This window comes from Ruegeria sp. BC1, from assembly GCF_056539305.1.
Map to the genome: position 1 here is coordinate 99,838 of NZ_JBQFUT010000002.1, position 18,983 is coordinate 118,820.

An 18,983-nucleotide genomic window follows, 5' to 3' on the forward strand; every position below is an offset into this window, starting at 1 on the left:
CAAAATCACGCCGTTTGTTGAAACGCTCCGGCGTCCGAACCGGTTGCCCAAGCCCGCACCGCTTGACCAAAGGCTTCGAACAACGGCCGCGAGACCGGATCGTTCACCGCGTCCCATTCCGGGTGCCATTGTACCGACAGGGTGAAGCCCGGCGCGTCTTTGACATAGATCGCCTCTGGCGTACCATCTGGGGCGTGACCGTCGATGACAATCCTCTGCCCCACCGTCTTGATCCCCTGTCCGTGCAGCGTGTTCGTCATTACTTCGGTCGATCCCATCAACCGGTGAAACACGCCGCCTTGGGTCAGGACTACCACGTGGCGCAGCGCGAATTTCTCTTCCAGAGTACCATCGGGCGGCATGCGGTGGTTCATGCGCCCTGGCAGATCCCGGATTTCAGGGTATAGCGTGCCGCCCATGGCCACGTTGACCTCCTGAAAACCGCGGCAGATACCGAGAAAGGGTTGGCCACGTTTTACGCAAGCCCTCACCAGTGGCAGAGTGATCGCATCACGCGCCCGATCAAACTCGCCATGGGCCTCGGTCTCGGGTTCGCCGTATTCTTCTGGATGCACATTTGGGCGCCCGCCTGTCAGCAGAAAGCCATCGCAAACTTTCAGCAATTCCTCGACACTCACATAGCGCGGGTCAGCGGGGATCAGCAGAGGCAAACAGCCTGAGACGTTGGCAACCGCGTCTGAGTTCATCGTCCCACCGGCATGGGTCGGGTATTGATCGTTCATCAAGTACGAATTGCCGATGATACCGACGACGGGTCGAGACATTCTGATTTCCTTAACCGTTACTTGCGCTTTCCAAAAAGGCTATCGGCAGTATCTCAAGCGCGCAATAGCACAAGCCCTGCGTGTCAGCGCAAGTTCTTGTTCAACACTGCACAGTATAAGGAATTATCAGAAATTGCAGCCCATCGGTGGCCGCTGCCCAATTCGGCAGCGGCGCATGTATGCCTGATCGGATCAGATCTCGCCAGTCAGTCCGGCATTTTCAATCCCGGCCATGGCCGCGATGGCGTCATTGTCCGAGGTGTCGCCCGTCACGCCGACGGCACCGATGACAGCACCCTTTTTGTCGCGTAGCAGCACACCACCCGGCACAGGAACAACCTGACCACCGTAAACTCCGTTCACGGCGGCCATGAAATAGGCCTGGGCCTCGGCCCGCTGCATTTGCGCGGTGCCAGCCATGCCCAACATCACCGAGCCGTAGGCCTTGCCGTGGGCGATCGCAAAACGGCCCGGCGAGGCACCATCCTCACGCTCGAACGCAATGACATGGCCGCCAGCGTCCAGAACCACAACCGAAAGGGGTTTCAACTCCAACTCGCGGCCCTTTTCCAGGGCTTTGCGGATGATTGTGCGGGCTTTGCGAAGTGAAACTGCCATGTCGTGTCCTATCGTTTGGTACTTGTTAGGTTAGTGGCGCGCCTTATGCTCTAGGCGGCGGGAATGAAGCACCGGCTCGGTGTATCCCGATGGCTGCACGCGGCCCTTAAAGACCAGATCGCAGGCCGCCTGAAAAGCAATTCCGTCAAACCCGGGTGCCATCGGGCGATAGGCCGCATCCCCCGCGTTTTGGCGATCCACCACCGCAGCCATCTTTTTCATCGCGCCCATAACCTGTTCTTCCGAGATCACATCGTGGTGCAACCAGTTTGCCAGTGCCTGAGAGGAAATCCGGCAGGTCGCACGATCCTCCATCAGACCGACATCGTTCAGGTCCGGTACTTTCGAGCACCCGATGCCCTGGTCGACCCAACGCACCACATAGCCCAGAATGCCCTGCGCGTTATTTTCAATCTCGCGTGTGATTTCTTCGTCATTCATGTTGCGACCACCCAACAGCGGGATGGTCAGCAAATCACCCAGTGTACCGCGCGAACCACCTGCTGCCAGTTCGTCCTGACGCGCCAGCACATCGACCTTGTGGTAATGCGTCGCGTGCAACGTTGCAGCCGTGGGTGACGGCACCCAGGCGCATGTTGCGCCGGATTGCGGATGGCCGATCTTGACCTCGAGCATTTCACCCATACGGTCGGGCATCGCCCACATACCTTTGCCGATCTGCGCTTTGCCTTTCAGACCACAGGCCAGACCGATATCGACATTGCGATCCTCGTAAGACGCAATCCACGGAGTATTCTTGATGTCGCCCTTGGGCAGCATTGGCCCGGCCTCCATCGACGTGTGGATCTCATCCCCCGTGCGATCCAGAAACCCGGTGTTGATGAAGGCAACACGTGATTTCGCCGCGCGGATACACTCTTTGAGGTTGGCCGACGTGCGGCGTTCCTCATCCATGATTCCCAACTTTACGGTGTTGCGCGGCAGGCCAAGAATATCCTCGACCATGTCAAAGGTTTCGACTGAGAAGGCCACCTCTTCCGGCCCGTGCATCTTGGGCTTTACAACATAGACCGATCCGGTGACCGAGTTACCGCCTTCGCGTTTCAGGTCGTGCATGGCGATCAAAGTGGTGCACAAGGCATCCATCAACCCTTCGCAGATTTCGTTTCCGTCCCGATCCAGCACGGCGGGGTTGGTCATCAGATGGCCGACATTGCGCACCAGCATAAGCGACCGGCCCTTCAGGCTGCGCTTAGTGCCGTCAGGTGCAATAAAGTCGACGTCACCCGCCAATTTACGGGTAAAGGTGGTGCCACCCTTCGAGACATCTTCGGTCAGGTTGCCCTTCATCAGGCCCAGCCAGTTACCATAAGCCACGACCTTGTCGGCTGCATCCACGCAGGCCACCGAATCTTCGCAATCCATGATCGTGGACAGCGCAGCTTCCAGATGGACATCAGATATACCAGCAGGATCGGTCGCACCAATTTTACTGGACGGGTCAATCACAATCTTGATGTGCAGGCCATTATTCTTCAGCAGCACAAAATCGGGCTTATCGGCAGCACCCCCGTAACCGACAAAATGCACTGAATTGGCAAGTACCGGCGTCAAAACCCCGGCATCAACACGCAAATCGGTTGCATCTGACCAAGACCCACCAGCCAGCGGAACGGCCTTATCCAAAAACGCCTTCGCCCATGCAATCACCTGCGCGCCGCGGGTCTCATCATACCCACCGGCAGCAGGCAATTCGCCCATCGCATCTGTACCATAAAGCGCATCATACAAGCTGCCCCAGCGCGCATTGGCAGCGTTCAATGCGAAGCGGGCGTTCGTGATCGGAACAACCAGCTGTGGTCCGGGTGTCAGAGCGATTTCGGGGTCAACATCGGCAGTTTCGATCTGGAAGTCTGCGCCTTCGTCGACCAGGTATCCGATTTCTTGCAGGAACGCCTGGTATGCCGAAGCGTCGTGTGCCTGCCCCATATGAGCCAAATGCCATCCATCGATACGTTCTTGCAGTTCCGCGCGTCTGGCCAGCAGTGATCTGTTCCTTGGCCCAAGGTCATCAACCATTCGGGACAGACCCGACCAGAAATCCTCAGCGGAAATGCCGGTCCCGGGCAGCGCCTGATTCTCGATGAAATCCGCCAGCTCAACGGCAATCTGCAAACCGTTTCGGCTTTCTCTGCTGCTCATTTTCGACACTCCCCGCATTGTACGCCACTGTATGCAACCTCCAATTAGGACGGAAGTTTCCGATAGGCAACAGGTCACGGGCGGTTTCGGGGCAATCCGTCGGGTCAATTCAAACTTGCCGCGAAATCGGCGGACGAATGGAGAAGCCACCTGGCACCGCTTGCAGGCCAACGCTGCAACCCATAACGTCCAGCCAACCACAACCGATGCGAGGCCCCCGATGCGCGACGCTGCCCCCACTACAATCTATCTGAAAGACTACACACCCTTTGGCTATCTGGTAGATAACGTGCATCTGACTTTTGATCTTTCCGATCACGCGACCCGCGTCACAACGCGTATCGCTTTCCGTCCGAACCCGGACGCCACGGACCGTACGTTTTTCCTGCATGGCGAAGACCTGACCCTGATCCGCGCCGTCATTGACGGGGTCGAGATCACGCCGGACGTCACTGACAAAGGCCTGACAGCCACTGTTCCCGACGCGCCTTTCATCTGGGAGTCCGTTGTCGAGATAGATCCAGGCAACAACACTGCGCTTGAGGGGCTTTATATGTCGAACGGCATGTACTGCACTCAGTGCGAGGCCGAAGGGTTCCGCAAGATTACCTTTTACCCCGACCGGCCGGACGTGATGTCCACCTTCACTGTGCGGATCAATGGCGACCTTCCAGTTTTGTTGTCTAACGGCAATCCATCCGGCAAGGGTGAAGGTTGGGCCGAATGGACCGACCCTTGGCCCAAGCCCGCCTACCTGTTTGCTTTGGTCGCGGGCGACCTGATCGCACATCCCGGCCAGTTCGCCACCGCGTCGGGACGCAATGTCGAACTGAACCTCTGGGTCCGCCCCGGAGACGAAGGCAAATGCGCCTTTGGCATGGAGGCGCTGAAAAAGTCGATGAAGTGGGACGAGGACGTCTATGGCCGCGAATACGACCTGGACGTGTTCAACATAGTGGCCGTCGATGATTTCAACATGGGCGCGATGGAGAACAAGGGGTTGAACATCTTCAATTCGTCCGCCGTGTTGGCAAGCCCGGAAACTTCGACCGACGCCAATTTCGAACGGATCGAAGCAATTATCGCTCATGAATATTTCCACAATTGGACCGGCAACCGCATTACCTGTCGTGATTGGTTCCAGCTATGCCTAAAGGAGGGGCTGACTGTGTTTCGCGATGCACAGTTTACGTCCGACATGCGCTCAGCCCCGGTCAAGCGCATCCATGATGCCATCGACCTGCGCGCACGCCAATTCCCCGAGGATAATGGGCCACTGTCGCACCCCGTTCGGCCCGAGAGTTTTCAGGAAATCAACAACTTCTACACAGCGACTGTCTACGAGAAAGGCGCCGAGGTGATCGGCATGTTGAAACGTCTGGTCGGTGACGAGGCCTATTCCAAAGCGCTGGACCTGTATTTTGACCGACATGACGGGCAGGCCTGCACCATTGAAGACTGGATCAAGGTGTTCGAGGACACCACAGGCCGAGACCTGAACCAGTTCAAGCGATGGTACAGTCAATCCGGCACGCCGCGTGTCTCGGTGGCTGAAGATTGGGATGACGGCACCTATACATTGACCTTGTCGCAACATACCGAACCGACACCCGGCCAATCCGAAAAGCTGCCGCAAGTGATCCCGGTGGCCGTGGGCCTGCTGGGCCCGAACGGAGACGAGGTTAGGCCGACCGAGGTTCTGGAACTGACTGAGGCCAAGCAGAGTTTCCAGTTCTCCGGTTTGCCATCCAAGCCCGTGGCTTCGATCCTGCGGGATTTCTCGGCCCCGGTCATACTGGACCACGATCACACAGATGCCGAGCGCGCCTTTCTTTTGGCTCACGACACCGACCCGTTCAACCGCTGGCAAGCGGGCCGATCGCTGGCGCAAGACACGCTGCTGCGCATGATCCGGAACGATACGGCACCCAGTGCTGATTATCTTGAAGGCATACTTGCTGTACTGCGCGACGGTGACCTTGACCCGGCGTATCGCTCGCTGATGCTGGGCTTGCCGACACAGTCCGAACTGGCCGCTGCCTTGTTTGAAAGTGGTGAAACGCCCGACCCGATGGTGATCTGGACGGCGGTGGAAACCCTGCGGCAGGCAACGGCGCAGCATGTGCAGGACCTGCTGCCAAGGCTGCACAGCGAAACCCTGATCGACGCCCCCTTTAGCCCCGATGCCGATCAGGCGGGCAAACGGGCGCTTGGCGGCGCGGCACTGTCCCTGACCTCGCGCCTGGACGGAGGTGCCAAGGCGGCTGAGGAATACGCCGCGGCAGATAATATGACCCTTCAGCTGACTGCTTTGTCTTGCCTGCTGCGGGCCGGCAAAGGCCACGATGAGTTGGCCACGTTCTACACCCAATGGCAATATGACCGACTGGTGATGGATAAATGGTTCGGCCTGCAAGTTTCGACCGCATCGCCCGAGGCCACGGCGGATATCGCGCGGGCCCTGACAGAGCATTCCGACTTCAACTGGAAAAACCCCAACCGCTTCCGTGCGGTCATGGGTGCGCTGGCGATGAACCATGCAGGATTCCATCGGGCTGATGGCGCGGGATATGCGCTGTTGGCTGACTGGTTGATCCGGCTGGACCCGGTGAACCCCCAGACCACGGCGCGGATGTGTTCAGCCTTTCAGACCTGGAAACGCTATGACGCCGACCGACAGGACCTGATGTGCGCGCATCTGACCCGTATTGCCGACACGCCGAACTTGTCGCGTGACACTACGGAAATGGTCTCTCGTATTCTCGGCGCATGACACCGTTCACCTTCACACGGCACAACCGGTCACCACGCACCGTAGCCATCCTGATCTTAGTTTATGCGGCGCTGATCATGTTGGTGATCCTGTTTAATGCAGCATGGTGGCTGGTTGGGCTGTTGGGCCTGACCACTTTGCCCGCCCTTTGGGATATTGCGCGGAACACACGAGCGGGGCTGACACTGGATCAGCACCGTATCCAGTGGTTTTCAGGCACACGCGAAGCCAAAGTTGATCTGGTCGATATTGACCATGTCAGGTTCGACACGCGCTGGGACTTTTCTGTTCGCGTTTCATTGGTCCTCAAGACGGACAAGCGGATTCGGCTGCCGGACGAGTCGACTCCACCTCATAAGGAATTCGAGCCCATCCTTCAGCAGGCCGGTTTGAAAGTAGAGCGGCATCATTTTGTTATTTTCTGAGACAATACCCCCGCAATGAGCCAATTGATCCTGAAATTTGGACCAATGCGGCGCTCTAAGCTTGAATTAAAAGCAATTGTCGGCAAACATTACTTGTCTGCTTAACAGTTTTTTCGGTTCCGAGTTTTACCATGTTTCGGTTGTTCAGGGCACCCAAGGCCCAATCTTCATTCTCCTCCCCTCAAAACACATCGGAATTACGCGCGTCTGATTGCGCTTTGCCGGAAGGGTTGCCGGATCACGGACATCTGAACATTCCATTGGCACCGACCCGTGAAGAAGACCTGGTCAGCCGGGACACAATCAGACTGGGGCGCACACTGGCCAGACAGGACCGCTGGTCAGAACTATCCAGACAGATGCGTAGGGCAGACGAAGGCCGCAAGGCCGCGCCAGATGGCACCCCGATCGCGGATTTACTGGCTTTTGGCGCTCGGTCTGACGTTGTTCTGGCGGTCGAACATGCTTTGTCTGACTACAAAGCCCTGACCGAATATGACCTATTGGGCGGCATTTCAGAACTAGAAGATGAAATGCGCGAACACTCCAACGACCCGATGATTAAAGTGATTGTCGCCTTAGCGCATATTGATCTGGCCTGGGCCTGGCGCGGGACGGCGTCCGACGCGGCTCTGCCGCCGCTGCACCAATCGCGTTGTGCCGCTCATTTCGACCGGGCTGCGGCACTGTTGCCCGCATGCCGCACGGCTGCGCCCGAAAGCCCTTTGGTCGCGGCCACAGCTTGCGCCCTCATGGCGGGTCAGCGGAAATCCAGCATTCGCGTCGCAGACGAATATGAACGGCTCATCACAATGGACCCCAACAACCATCGCCATATGCGGGCGATGGGTGCCCATCTGCTGCCACGTTGGTTTGGCAGCTACGAAGAGCTTGAAGTTCAGGCCCTGCGCAATGCCGCCCGTACTCATGATATCTGGGGGGCTGGAGGATATACTTGGGTCCAGTTCGACGCCATTGCTATGGATGACGAAGCCTGCGCACGGTTGGATGTCGAATACTTTCTGGAGGGTTTGCACGACATCTTGCGCCACCGTCAGGATCAGCAAACCGTCAACATGCTGTCCGCCTATTGCGCCATCACCATCCAGAACGGCCATGGCCTGAATGCGCAGGCCGATCTGGTACGCACGCAGATTCACGACGCTGCCAACTGGCTGATCCGTGATCATCTGACCGAGCTGCACCCGCTGATCTGGGCGCATGCAGCAAACGGGTTCAACAATTCTGTTCGCATCAACTCTCCCGAACGGTTCGCGGCGCGTGGTCATCGCGATGCACTGCGCGCCATTGCCGATCTGTTTCGTGAAGAATTGCGCAACGGCATGGATGTGACCTTCACCCCTGCAGGTCTGCGCCTGTCTCAGCACTGATTCCCCCTTGCCCCTAGGCCGTGCCACGCCTAATACGCAGGCTTAGACTTCTGCGGAAATGAGGCGCGCCATGCTCGACCTGACATACGAAATGCCCAAACCCAAAACCATTGCCGGGGCCAAACACGATTGGGAACTGGTGATCGGGATGGAGGTGCATGCGCAGGTCTCGTCCAATGCCAAACTGTTCTCGGGCGCATCGACCCAATTCGGGGCCGAGCCGAATGCCAATGTGGCCTTTGTCGACGCGGCCATGCCGGGCATGTTGCCGGTAATCAACGAATACTGCGTGGAACAGGCCGTTCGCACCGGGCTGGGCCTAAAGGCGGATATCAATCTTAAGTCGGCCTTTGACCGCAAAAACTATTTCTACCCGGACCTGCCGCAAGGCTATCAGATTTCTCAGCTGTACCACCCTATCGTAGGCGAAGGCGAAGTGCTGGTTGAAATGGGTGACGGTACCGCACGCACAGTGCGCATCGAACGCATCCACATGGAGCAGGACGCGGGCAAATCGATCCACGACATGGACCCGCATATGTCCTTTGTCGATCTGAACCGCACGGGCGTCTGCCTGATGGAAATCGTGTCGCGCCCCGACATTCGTGGCCCCGAAGAGGCCGCGGCGTATATCGCCAAGCTGCGCCAGATCATGCGCTATCTGGGCACCTGTGACGGCAACATGCAGAACGGCAACCTGCGGGCGGACGTGAACGTCTCGATCTGCTTGCCTGGTGCTTATGAGAAGTATCAGGAAACGCAGGACTTCTCGCATTTGGGTACGCGTTGCGAGATCAAGAACATGAACTCGATGCGGTTCATCCAGCAGGCTATCGAAGTTGAGGCCCGCCGCCAGATCGCCATCGTTGAAGGTGGTGGCAAGGTTGATCAGGAAACGCGCCTGTACGATCCGGACAAGGGCGAGACCCGCTCGATGCGGTCCAAGGAAGAAGCGCACGACTATCGCTATTTCCCCGACCCTGACCTGCTGCCGCTGGAGATTGAACAAGCTTGGGTGGACGATATCGCCGCCAAGCTGCCCGAACTGCCCGACGACAAGAAAGCGCGCTTTATCGCCGAATTTGGCCTGACCGACTACGACGCTTCGGTTCTGACCGCCGAGGTGGAATCGGCCTCCTATTTCGAAGAGGTCGCCAAAGGCCGCAACGGCAAACTGGCCGCCAACTGGGTCATTAACGAGCTGTTCGGTCGTCTTAAAAAAGAAGATCACGATATCACCGAATCTCCGGTATCTCCGGCGCAGTTGGGTGGCATCATCGACTTGATCGCGTCCGACGCGATTTCGGGCAAGATCGCCAAAGACCTGTTCGAAATCGTCTATACCGAAGGCGGCGACCCGGCGCAGATCGTCGAGGAACGCGGCATGAAGCAGGTCACCGATACCGGCGCGATCGAAACCGCGCTGGACGAGATCATTGCCGCCAATCCCGCGCAAGTCGAAAAAGCCAAGGTGAACCCGAAGCTGGCTGGTTGGTTTGTCGGTCAGGTGATGAAGGCGACCGGTGGCAAGGCAAACCCAAAGGCTGTCAACGAATTGGTCAGCAAAAAACTGGGGTCGTAAGCCTTTCTGATTACACAACGATAGCGGCAGGGAGAACACACATCCCTGCCGTTTTTCTTTTGTCCACGCAATCTACGCGCGGAATGCAGCCAACAATACAAGCGAATTTTGTCTGACGCTCGATGATGACTTTCCCAAAACCAACAACATGTTAGATTGCCCGGAACCGGCAACCAGGAAGATTTGATGCAGCGCTACGAATACAAAGTTGTCCCCGCCCCACAGAAAGGCACCAAAGCCAAGGGGGTAAAAACCGCTGAAGGCCGATTTGCTGCATCTGTCGAACAGGTGCTGAACCAGATGGGAGAAGACGGCTGGGAATACCAGCGCGCCGAGTTGCTGCCCAGCGAGGAACGCACGGGTCTGACCGGATCGACGGTAAACTGGCGCAACGTGCTGGTATTTCGCCGCGAGGTCGAGATGGAATTTGTTTCAACGCGTAGCCCTGCGGATTCTCCCGAAGAGGTTGCACAGGCGCGATCTATTCCCGGACCGAACTCTGTAAGGGCCCCGGCACCGATCTCAGAAAAGGCCGAAGAGCCTCCACTGTCCTTGAAAGGGTCAGAGGCTGAAAGTGAACCTCAGGACAAAACCTAAGCGCAGGTGTAGGAACACGGCCTGAGTGGGCCTGTTGCTTTCTGATTGCTTATGTCAGGTGCAGCAGGTTTTTCCCTCTTGTATCGGGGGACATGGCACCGTGGCAAAAGAACAAAAGACGCAGCAATCCCCCTTAAGCGGCTTCAATACCTGATGGCATGACTTGCACTCATAGAACCACTGGCACGCATCCGTTGGCATTCTTTCGGTTTCCCTGTGCCCGCACAACGGGCATGTCAGCGTGGTTTCCAGCACAGCTCCGGTCATTTTCTCAACCTCTGTTTCCCCCGAACCGTCTCGCCACCTTGAAGAACAGCCAATGAAACTCAGCGTATGGGTGGGGAATCAAGCCCCGATATCCAGCGCAAGTGCATGAATACGCGGCACGATATCGCCCAGCGCCTTGTGCACTGCGCGGTGTTGGGCCACTCGGGATTGGCCCTGAAATGCTGCAGCGCGAATACGGACGTTAAAATGGCTTTCACCGCCGTCCTGATAACCTGCGTGACCACGATGGCTTTCGCTGTCATCTACAACATCCAGCTCATGGGGATCAAAAGCGGCCTGCAGGCGGGTTCGGATCTCATCTGTCACGGTCATTTTACGCTCATCGGCAAAAAATTTTGCCGCTCCCCTCTTCTACTTTCGGCTGCTTAGATTAAACTGCTGCCTCCGAGTCGAAAAGATGCGTTCGTAAGGATCACAGCATGGTTAAATCAGACCCCTTCGGATTTGATATGTCCGTTTCCAGCGCCAAGAAAAAGAACCCGCGCGGGCGTCGGGGAATGTCGGGCGCGTCTGAAACCTCGACGCGTATCTGCGATCACGAGGGTTGCAACGAACCCGGCAAGTTCCGTGCACCAAAAGCCCCCGACGTACTGGATGACTTCTTCTGGTTCTGCCAGCAGCACGTCCGCGAATACAACAACAAGTGGAACTTCTTTGACGGCACGACCGAGGCCGAGCTGAACGCACAACGCTCGAAGGACAAAGTGTGGGAGCGCGAGACCAAACCGATGGGCGACCCCGAGGCCCGCGCCTGGGCGCGCCTGGGCATTGAGGATCCGCATCAGGTTCTGGGCGCAAACAGCACCCAGAACAAAGGTCGCACTTCGGGTGGCGGTGGGCGTCGCCTGCCCCCGACCGAACGCCGTGCCATCGAAATCCTGGAGGCCAATGACAGCTGGACCAAGGCTGAGGTGCGCAAAGCCTATAAGAAACTGATCAAGGTGCTGCACCCGGATATGAATGGCGGTGACCGGTCTCAGGAAGAACAGCTGCAAGAGGTTGTTTGGGCCTGGGATCAGATCAAGGACAGCCGGAACTTCAAATAAGCTATATTAGTGGCGGAACGTGCTCTTGAGCACGGCCGCTTCGGGACGCTTCAGGCAACGCAATCTTGTCTGCTGCACAGGCCTTTCATCGCGTAACTCAGGGAATAATGCGCGTAGTTCCTCGACGTCTTCGCGATGAAAGGACTTCAGGGCTCTGCCTCCGAGGAACAGGCTTTCACTGCGCAGCCCTTGCGATTTCAGAATAGCGTGCTGCTCGCAGGCAATGTGGTAGTACACAACTGGCTCATCTGGCAGCACCTGTCTGATGGTGCCGTCATTTACCAGATGAATGGCTGCGGTAAAAACCATCGGCTCGCCGAAAAGCAACTCTGCCCTCCAACCCTCAACTACAATCCGGTGCTGTGGGGATACAAACAGTTCACGGTCTGGCACGCCAACCCCGAACGCGCTACGCTGAATGCGAACCGGGCGAAACTTGGGCTGAAGCCGTAAGGTTTCTACGCTCAGCTCCCGTTTACCGATCCAGACAATGGGCAGAAGCTGGCCGCCCGGCACACAGACCCTGTCGCCAACAGTCAGGTCCTCGACTGGGCGCGGACCCAAATCCGTTTCAATCAGTGTTCCCGCGACAAAGCATGGTGGGTTGGAGGAGTCGAGATCACCCACGGTGATTTTCCAATTACCCGTGGTCATCGGGCCCGTTGGATTATTGGTGTTCCACGCATAAATTTGCGTACCGACCTGAATAAACTCGCCGGATTCACCCCCCCCTCTGTAATCACCTTCGCCGAGGTAGGTGTAGTTTTGATAAGTAACACCTCCATCAAACGAGACCGTCTGACCGTTAATAATCGCTGGCATTGTAGTGTTTTGAACGATCAGGTCACCCTGGCCAGTAGAATTGACTGTATGGAGAAGAACGTTAAACGACATCACACACGCCTCGCTCCTTGTTAACGGTCAATATTGGCGAGCCAATGAATGGACGTTGGCCAGGAGCACTTCCCCCACCTGTACTCTTTATTCATTTCCCCCTCACTCAAACTCTTACAAACGCAACAATAAGGCTCAGTATAAAGAAGCCTAAATTAACCCAAATTAAACATGCTGATGTGTGCAAGTGAGTGCGGGGAGCTTTTCTTTGCTGGTACCTTGGCAGGTCTAGACAGCATACTCTGTTAACCCTTGGCACATCCGATAAGGCCAGTTTCAAATAAACATTTGCCTAAGCTCAGGCCCACGCTCCTTTTCCTTGCCCTTCCCTGCAATTTGTTGCACCACACACGAGTTCAAACCCGGCAACTCGGGCCAAAGGATAAGGACAAGGCGCATGGCTGACGGATCGATCGACATCAACGCAAAACCCACCGAAGATATCTCGGTCCGTGAAGTGTTCGGAATTGACACCAACATGGCGGTCAAGGGCTTTGCCGAGCGCAGCGACCGTGTGCCTGCCATCGACCCGACCTACAAGTTCGATCCGGAAACCACGCTGGCGATCTTGGCGGGCTTTTCCCACAATCGCCGAGTGATGATCCAGGGCTACCACGGCACTGGCAAATCGACCCACATCGAACAGGTCGCCGCCCGCCTGAACTGGCCGGCCGTGCGCGTGAACTTGGACAGCCATATCAGCCGGATCGACCTGATCGGTAAAGACGCGATCAAGCTGCGCGACGGCAAGCAGGTCACTGAATTCCACGAGGGTATCCTGCCTTGGGCGTTGCGCAATCCTGTCGCCATTGTGTTCGACGAATACGATGCTGGCCGCGCGGATGTGATGTTCGTGATCCAGCGCGTACTGGAACATGACGGCAAGCTGACCCTATTGGACCAGAATGAAATCATCACGCCGAACCCGAATTTCCGCCTGTTCGCCACCGCCAACACCGTTGGTCTGGGGGACACCACCGGCCTATATCACGGCACGCAACAGATTAACCAGGCGCAGATGGACCGCTGGTCGCTGGTTTCGACTCTGAACTACCTCAGCCATGATGCCGAGACGATGATCGTTCTGTCCAAGGCCCCGCACTACAACACTGCCGACGGTCGCAAGACGGTTAGCCAGATGGTCACCGTCGCCGACCTAACCCGGACCGCCTTCATGAATGGCGACCTGTCCACCGTCATGAGCCCCCGGACCGTGATCAACTGGGCCCAGAACGCCGAGATTTTCCGTGACGTGGGTTACGCTTTCCGCCTGTCCTTCCTGAACAAGTGTGATGAGTTGGAGCGTCAGACCGTGGCTGAGTTCTATCAGCGCTGCTTTGACGAGGAACTGCCTGAAAGCGCAGCGAGCGTGAGCTTGGGGTAACCCGTTGAATTGCAACCGTTTCGCGCGCAATGCTGCCGACGGGGATATTTTGGCCAGATGAATGCGGACCCGTTTTCACCGTGGTTGAAAAATGGTGCGGCAATGTGAAAGGCTTGGGGACATGGCACAGAAGAACGACAACCCTGCTGATCCATTCAAGAAGGCCTTAGCCGAGGCCACCAAGGTGATGGCCGACGACCCTGAACTGTCGGTGAGCTATACTGTCGATCCTTCGGGCATGTCGGGTGAGTCCATGCGCTTGCCGCAAGTTTCTCGCCGGATGACCCGCGAGGAGGTTCTGCTTGCGCGCGGAACAGCAGATGCTTTGGCGTTGCAGCGCAAGTATCACGACGATGCGACGCATAATCGCTATGCGCCACCGGGTGATATGGCACGCGACCTATACGAGGCGATGGAAACCGCCCGGTGCGAAGCGATGGGCGCACGCGACATGCCCGGCACTGCCAGCAATATCGACGTGAAGATCAGCAACGAGGCGATCCGGCGCGGATATGATCAGTGCAAACAGCCTGCGGATGCACCTTTGGCAGTGGCTGCTGGGTATCTGATCCGACATCTTGCCACCGGACGCGATCTGCCTCCGGCGGCTGAGAACGTCATGAACCTGTGGCGAGGATTCATCGAAGAACAAGCTGGTGGAACGCTGGAAAACCTGAACGAAATCCTTTCGGATCAGGCGGAATTTGCCAAGTTCGCACGGCAGATGATCAAGGATCTGGGCTATGGCGACCAGCTGGGCGAAGACCCCGATGAGCTGGACGACGAGCAGGAAGATCAGGCCGAGGACGACGCCGAGGAACAGCCCGATCCCGACAGCACCGGTCAGGATGATCAGGACGAACAGGACGCAGATGCGACGCCTGAGCAAACTCAGGAAGAGCAGCAGGACCAGTCTCAGGCGCAGGTCTCGATGGACGAGATGGCCGAGGACGAGATGGGAGACGAGGCCGAAATGCCTGAAGGCGAGGCCCCGATGGAACCTCCCGCCCCACCGCCTGCGTCCGAGGCCGACCCGGATTACAGGGTTTATCTGGACACGTATGACGAAGAGATCGCCGCTGAAGATCTGGCAGAACCCGCAGAGTTGGAACGCCTGCGGGCCTATCTGGATCAGCAGCTTGAACCGCTAAAAGGCGCGGTCAGCCGTTTGGCCAACAAACTGCAGCGCCGGCTGCAGGCGCAACAGAACCGCAGTTGGGAGTTCGACCGCGAGGAAGGCATTCTGGACGCGGGTCGTCTGGCACGCGTGGTCGCAAACCCGACCACTCCGCTGAGTTTTAAGGTCGAGAAAGATACCGAGTTCCGCGACACGGTAGTGACGCTTTTGCTAGACAACTCGGGTTCGATGCGAGGGCGTCCGATCTCGATCGCAGCGATTTGTGCCGATGTTCTGGCGCGGACGCTGGAGCGCTGCAATGTGAAGGTCGAAATTCTGGGCTTTACCACACGCGCGTGGAAAGGCGGTCAGGCGCGTGAGGCGTGGCTGAACGATGGTCGCCCCCAGCAACCGGGTCGGCTGAACGATCTGCGCCATATCATCTATAAAGGCGCCGATGCTCCGTGGCGCCGCGCACGGCCCAATCTGGGGCTGATGATGAAAGAGGGCCTGCTGAAGGAAAACATCGACGGTGAAGCGCTGGAATGGGCGCATCGGCGGATGCTGGCGCGACGCGAGCAGCGCAAGATTCTGATGGTGATTTCGGACGGCGCACCGGTCGATGATTCAACACTCAGCGTCAACCCCGCGAATTATCTGGAAAAACACCTGCGCGACGTGATTGCCATGGTGGAAAAGCGAAAAATGGTCGAACTGCTGGCCATCGGAATCGGGCATGACGTGACGCGGTACTATGACCGCGCGGTGACGATTACAGACGTAGAACAGCTGGCCGGTGCAATGACCGAACAACTGGCCGCTCTGTTCGACAGCGACCCGCGCGCCCGTGCTCGGGTAATGGGTATGCGAAAGGCTGGTTAAAACCGGCCTTGCCTCCGGCGGGAGTATTTTCCAAAAAGGTGAAAATCGACGCCGTCTGAGAGGGGTATCACATGTTCCAGTCCTTTGAAGTGACCGCACGTCCGGAACAAGGCCCTCCGCGGTTGGCCGCGCTGCGAAAAGAGTTGTCGCACGAAGGTTTGGACGGGTTTCTTGTGCCAAGATCCGACGCACATCAAGGCGAGTATGTCGCGCCTCGGGATGAGCGGCTGGCGTGGTTGACCGGATTTACCGGCTCGGCCGGGTTTTGTGCCGTCCTTGCCGACAAGGCTGGCGTGTTTGTCGATGGCCGCTATCGCACTCAGGTGAAAGCGCAGGTTGCACCAGAATTTACACCGGTACCCTGGCCTGAAGTGAACCTGAGTGCATGGTTGAAAGAACATCTGCCGAATGGCGGCAAAGTCGGCTTCGATCCGTGGTTGCACGCGGCGGGACAGGTCTCCAGCACGCAGACGGATCTGGACGGCAGCGGAATCGAGTTGGTGCGCTGTGACAATCTGGTGGACCGCGTGTGGGACGATCAGCCCGCCCCCCCGATGAACCCCGTAAAAGCGCACCCTATTGAGTTTGCCGGTGAAACGGCCGACAGCAAGATTAAGCGGTTGGCGAAGGCGTTGCAGGACACCGGCTGCGAGGCCGCGGTGATCACGTTGCCAGACTCAATCATGTGGCTGTTGAATATTCGCGGGTCGGATATTGGATATAATCCGGTGGCACATGGTTTTGCCATTCTGCATTCCGATGGTCGGGTTGACCTGTTCATGGCCAAGGAAAAGCTGTCGGTTCCATTGGTGGAGAACGTTTCGGTCCATGCGCCTGACACGTTTCTCGCTGCCGTAAAAGCGCTAAGGGGGTTGGTTCAGGTCGATCTGGGCAGCTTGCCTCAGGCGGTTGCGGACGTCTTGCAGGAACGGATCGTGGATGGGGGTGATCCCTGCGCGCTGCCAAAGGCGTGCAAGAACGAGGCTGAGATTTCAGGCAGCGCCGAAGCGCATCTACGTGACGCCGTGGCCGTCGTGGAAACTTTGTGCTGGCTGGACGCGCAGGCGCCCGGCACCCTGACCGAAACGCGAGTGGTCACCCAGCTTGAGGACAACCGGCGCAGGGACAACGCGTTGCAAGATATCTCGTTCGACACCATTGCGGGTACCGGGCCGAACGGCGCAATCATGCATTACCGAGTGACCGAGGAAACCGACACCCGGTTAGAAGACGGACATCTTCTGGTGCTGGACAGCGGTGGGCAATATCTGGACGGCACAACCGATATCACTCGCACCGTTGCGATTGGAGAGATTGGGAATGAGGAAAAAGCCTGTTTCACCCGCGTCCTAAAGGGCATGATTAATCTGTCCATGCTGCGCTGGCCCGTGGGGTTGGCCGGGCGCGATATCGAGTGTATCGCGCGCGCGCCTTTATGGGCTGCCGGGCAGGACTTTAACCACGGCGTTGGGCATGGCGTCGGTGCGTATCTGAGTGTTCACGAAGGCCCTCAGCGACTTTCAAAGGTCAGCCATGTGCCCTTGAAGCCGGGCATGATCCTGTCAAACGAGCCGGGGCATTACCGCGAAGGTGCTTTTGGCATTCGCATCGAAAACCTCGTGGTCGTGCAAGAGGCCCCCGCCCTGCCCGGCGGAGATGCTGACCGCGCGATGTTGAACTGGCGAACGCTGACCTATGTCCCCATTGACCGGAGATTGATCCTAGTAGATATGCTTACGGCGGCCGAACGCGATTGGTTGAACGCATATCATCGCGACGTTGCGGAAAAAGTACGACCAAGGCTGGGCGATCAAGCGCAACTGTGGTTGGATGCCGCAACCGCGCCAATCTGACACCGGACTGTTACAATCACCGGGCAAAGGAGAGGCCCTGATAAAGACGAGGGGAGAAAATATGGTTGAAATCACGATCCGCAAGGCGCCCGGCAAATGGAGCGTTCGTTCAGGAGGTGCCGTTCTGGGCGAAAGCAATAGTGCGCTGGAACTGCTGGAAGGTGATTTGGACCCGGTAATCTATTTCCCCCGCTCAGATATCGCGATGGCGTTTCTGGACTCCACCGACAAAGTGACCCATTGCCCTCACAAAGGGGATGCGGCGCATTTCTCGATCGTCAACAAATCGTCAGTGACAGAAAACGCGGCGTGGAGCTATGAAGACCCGATCTCGGCCATGGCCGAAATCAAGGGATATGTGGCGTTCTACCCGGTGGATTCGGTGAAGGTTGAGCAGATTTAGGAAAGCCTGATTTCTTTGGTGTTTCAGTAAGTTGTTTCTACTTGTGACCACTCAATTCAAAGAATAGATTTTCCAACCATGCGTTGGTCTATTCTATTTCTGTGTCTTATTGTCATTTCAATTTTTTGGTTCTGGTTTTGGTTTGGGGCGCTCGCGGTCGCCGGGACTTATCACCCAATGGCGCAACGCGGAGACCTGTACGCACCCTTACGTTTTGTCGCTTTGGTCACCATTCCGTCCGTCGGGCTGATTATTGGGTGCTTGCGTTTGTGGTACTGGAAATCGGGGCTGACGCCTCGGGTCTACATAGGTGGTGCTGCCCTTGTCGCGGTTGCAATGCTGGTGCAGTTGCTACCGCAAGTGGACAGCGGCTACCGGCAAACCTATTGGCTGGGGGAAACCAGGCACGAAATTCCGTGGCAATACAGCCCGTATAACGGGGACCCGGACCCTGGTGGTCTGTCCTTTCTCGCCGAAGTATCGTTCCCAGACCTGGTGCCACGATATGCCTCTCAGGATCAGACGGTGATCATAGGCAAGGCGGTCGATTTCAACTTCGGCCGCGGATACAGAGGGCCTGACGACCTTTGCTCCAAATACTTGTCCCTAATTGGCAACGAATGGAAACGCGGCGAATTCGTCTACAAGATTTCGGGTCCGACTGAGTTACTTCCAAAGGATTATATCCAGCTCACGAACTCTGTTGCCGACTTATTGGATAGTTTCGAGACGCCAGGCGCGCCGCTTAGCCCAAACTGAATCCAAAAGACTGCGCTAGGCTG

17 protein-coding genes are annotated in these 18,983 nt (G+C 57.3%); 11 read left to right on the forward strand and 6 right to left on the reverse strand.

From position 1 onward, the window contains the following. Positions 1-5 precede the first annotated feature (5 nt). From ACR0IY_RS06195 to ACR0IY_RS06205, 3 genes are all read right to left on the reverse strand, one after another. A complete protein-coding gene (locus ACR0IY_RS06195) occupies positions 6-785 on the reverse strand; it encodes a gamma-glutamyl-gamma-aminobutyrate hydrolase family protein (protein WP_480671348.1) in 780 nt (259 codons plus the stop codon). Positions 786-977: 192 nt separating this feature from the next. Continuing rightward, positions 978-1,403, reverse strand: a complete 426-nt coding sequence (locus ACR0IY_RS06200; protein ID WP_480671350.1) for a GlcG/HbpS family heme-binding protein — start codon at positions 1,401-1,403, stop codon at positions 978-980. Positions 1,404-1,433: 30 nt separating this feature from the next. Then, positions 1,434-3,566 (reverse strand): malate synthase G, encoded by a 2,133-nt coding sequence (locus ACR0IY_RS06205; protein WP_480671353.1) that lies wholly within the window; start codon positions 3,564-3,566, stop codon positions 1,434-1,436. 220 nt (positions 3,567-3,786) lie between these two features. Here ACR0IY_RS06205 and pepN point away from each other — a divergent pair, with 220 nt between their 5' ends. From pepN to ACR0IY_RS06230, 5 genes are all read left to right on the forward strand, one after another. Beyond that, positions 3,787-6,339, forward strand: coding sequence for an aminopeptidase N (pepN, locus tag ACR0IY_RS06210; protein ID WP_480671355.1), 2,553 nt, complete (start codon positions 3,787-3,789; stop codon positions 6,337-6,339). Further along, a complete protein-coding gene (locus tag ACR0IY_RS06215; protein ID WP_480671356.1) occupies positions 6,336-6,764 on the forward strand; it encodes a hypothetical protein in 429 nt (142 codons plus the stop codon). Before pepN ends, ACR0IY_RS06215 begins: the two co-directional genes overlap by 4 nt. A gap of 218 nt (positions 6,765-6,982) precedes the next feature. After that, positions 6,983-8,155 (forward strand): hypothetical protein, encoded by a 1,173-nt coding sequence (locus ACR0IY_RS06220; protein ID WP_480671358.1) that lies wholly within the window; start codon positions 6,983-6,985, stop codon positions 8,153-8,155. A 70-nt stretch (positions 8,156-8,225) separates the two neighbouring features. After that, the gene (gene gatB, locus ACR0IY_RS06225) at positions 8,226-9,737 is read left to right on the forward strand and encodes an Asp-tRNA(Asn)/Glu-tRNA(Gln) amidotransferase subunit GatB (protein WP_480671360.1); all 1,512 of its coding nucleotides are present in this window, start codon (positions 8,226-8,228) and stop codon (positions 9,735-9,737) included. Positions 9,738-9,923: 186 nt separating this feature from the next. Beyond that, a complete protein-coding gene (locus tag ACR0IY_RS06230) occupies positions 9,924-10,334 on the forward strand; it encodes a DUF4177 domain-containing protein (protein WP_480671362.1) in 411 nt (136 codons plus the stop codon). 54 nt (positions 10,335-10,388) lie between these two features. Here ACR0IY_RS06230 and ACR0IY_RS06235 read toward each other — a convergent pair whose 3' ends face one another. Both ACR0IY_RS06235 and ACR0IY_RS06240 read right to left on the reverse strand, forming a co-directional pair. Then, positions 10,389-10,601, reverse strand: coding sequence for a GDCCVxC domain-containing (seleno)protein (locus ACR0IY_RS06235; RefSeq protein WP_480671364.1), 213 nt, complete (start codon positions 10,599-10,601; stop codon positions 10,389-10,391). Between the two features lie 78 nt (positions 10,602-10,679). Further along, a complete protein-coding gene (locus tag ACR0IY_RS06240) occupies positions 10,680-10,934 on the reverse strand; it encodes a BolA family protein (RefSeq protein ID WP_480671366.1) in 255 nt (84 codons plus the stop codon). Between the two features lie 107 nt (positions 10,935-11,041). Here ACR0IY_RS06240 and ACR0IY_RS06245 point away from each other — a divergent pair, with 107 nt between their 5' ends. Beyond that, positions 11,042-11,668, forward strand: a complete 627-nt coding sequence (locus tag ACR0IY_RS06245; RefSeq protein ID WP_480671368.1) for a J domain-containing protein — start codon at positions 11,042-11,044, stop codon at positions 11,666-11,668. Between the two features lie 6 nt (positions 11,669-11,674). On the opposite strand, the gene ACR0IY_RS06250 is transcribed toward ACR0IY_RS06245, so the two are convergent. After that, positions 11,675-12,562, reverse strand: coding sequence for a Hint domain-containing protein (locus tag ACR0IY_RS06250; RefSeq protein WP_480671370.1), 888 nt, complete (start codon positions 12,560-12,562; stop codon positions 11,675-11,677). A 397-nt stretch (positions 12,563-12,959) separates the two neighbouring features. Between ACR0IY_RS06250 and cobS the strand changes: the two genes are divergently transcribed. The 5 genes from cobS (at position 12,960) to ACR0IY_RS06275 (ending at position 18,960) form a co-directional block, all read left to right on the forward strand. Further along, on the forward strand, positions 12,960-13,946 hold the full coding sequence (gene cobS / locus ACR0IY_RS06255; protein ID WP_480671372.1) for a cobaltochelatase subunit CobS: 987 nt from the start codon (positions 12,960-12,962) through the stop codon (positions 13,944-13,946). A gap of 121 nt (positions 13,947-14,067) precedes the next feature. Continuing rightward, entirely contained in the window at positions 14,068-15,945 is a 1,878-nt protein-coding gene (gene cobT, locus ACR0IY_RS06260) for a cobaltochelatase subunit CobT (protein ID WP_480671374.1), read from the forward strand. A 71-nt stretch (positions 15,946-16,016) separates the two neighbouring features. Continuing rightward, the gene (locus ACR0IY_RS06265) at positions 16,017-17,798 is read left to right on the forward strand and encodes an aminopeptidase P family protein (protein WP_480671376.1); all 1,782 of its coding nucleotides are present in this window, start codon (positions 16,017-16,019) and stop codon (positions 17,796-17,798) included. A 61-nt stretch (positions 17,799-17,859) separates the two neighbouring features. After that, on the forward strand, positions 17,860-18,201 hold the full coding sequence (locus ACR0IY_RS06270) for a DUF427 domain-containing protein (protein ID WP_480671378.1): 342 nt from the start codon (positions 17,860-17,862) through the stop codon (positions 18,199-18,201). 177 nt (positions 18,202-18,378) lie between these two features. After that, complete coding sequence (locus ACR0IY_RS06275) at positions 18,379-18,960, forward strand: hypothetical protein (RefSeq protein ID WP_480671380.1); 582 nt, start codon at positions 18,379-18,381, stop codon at positions 18,958-18,960. Positions 18,961-18,983: the final 23 nt, after the last annotated feature.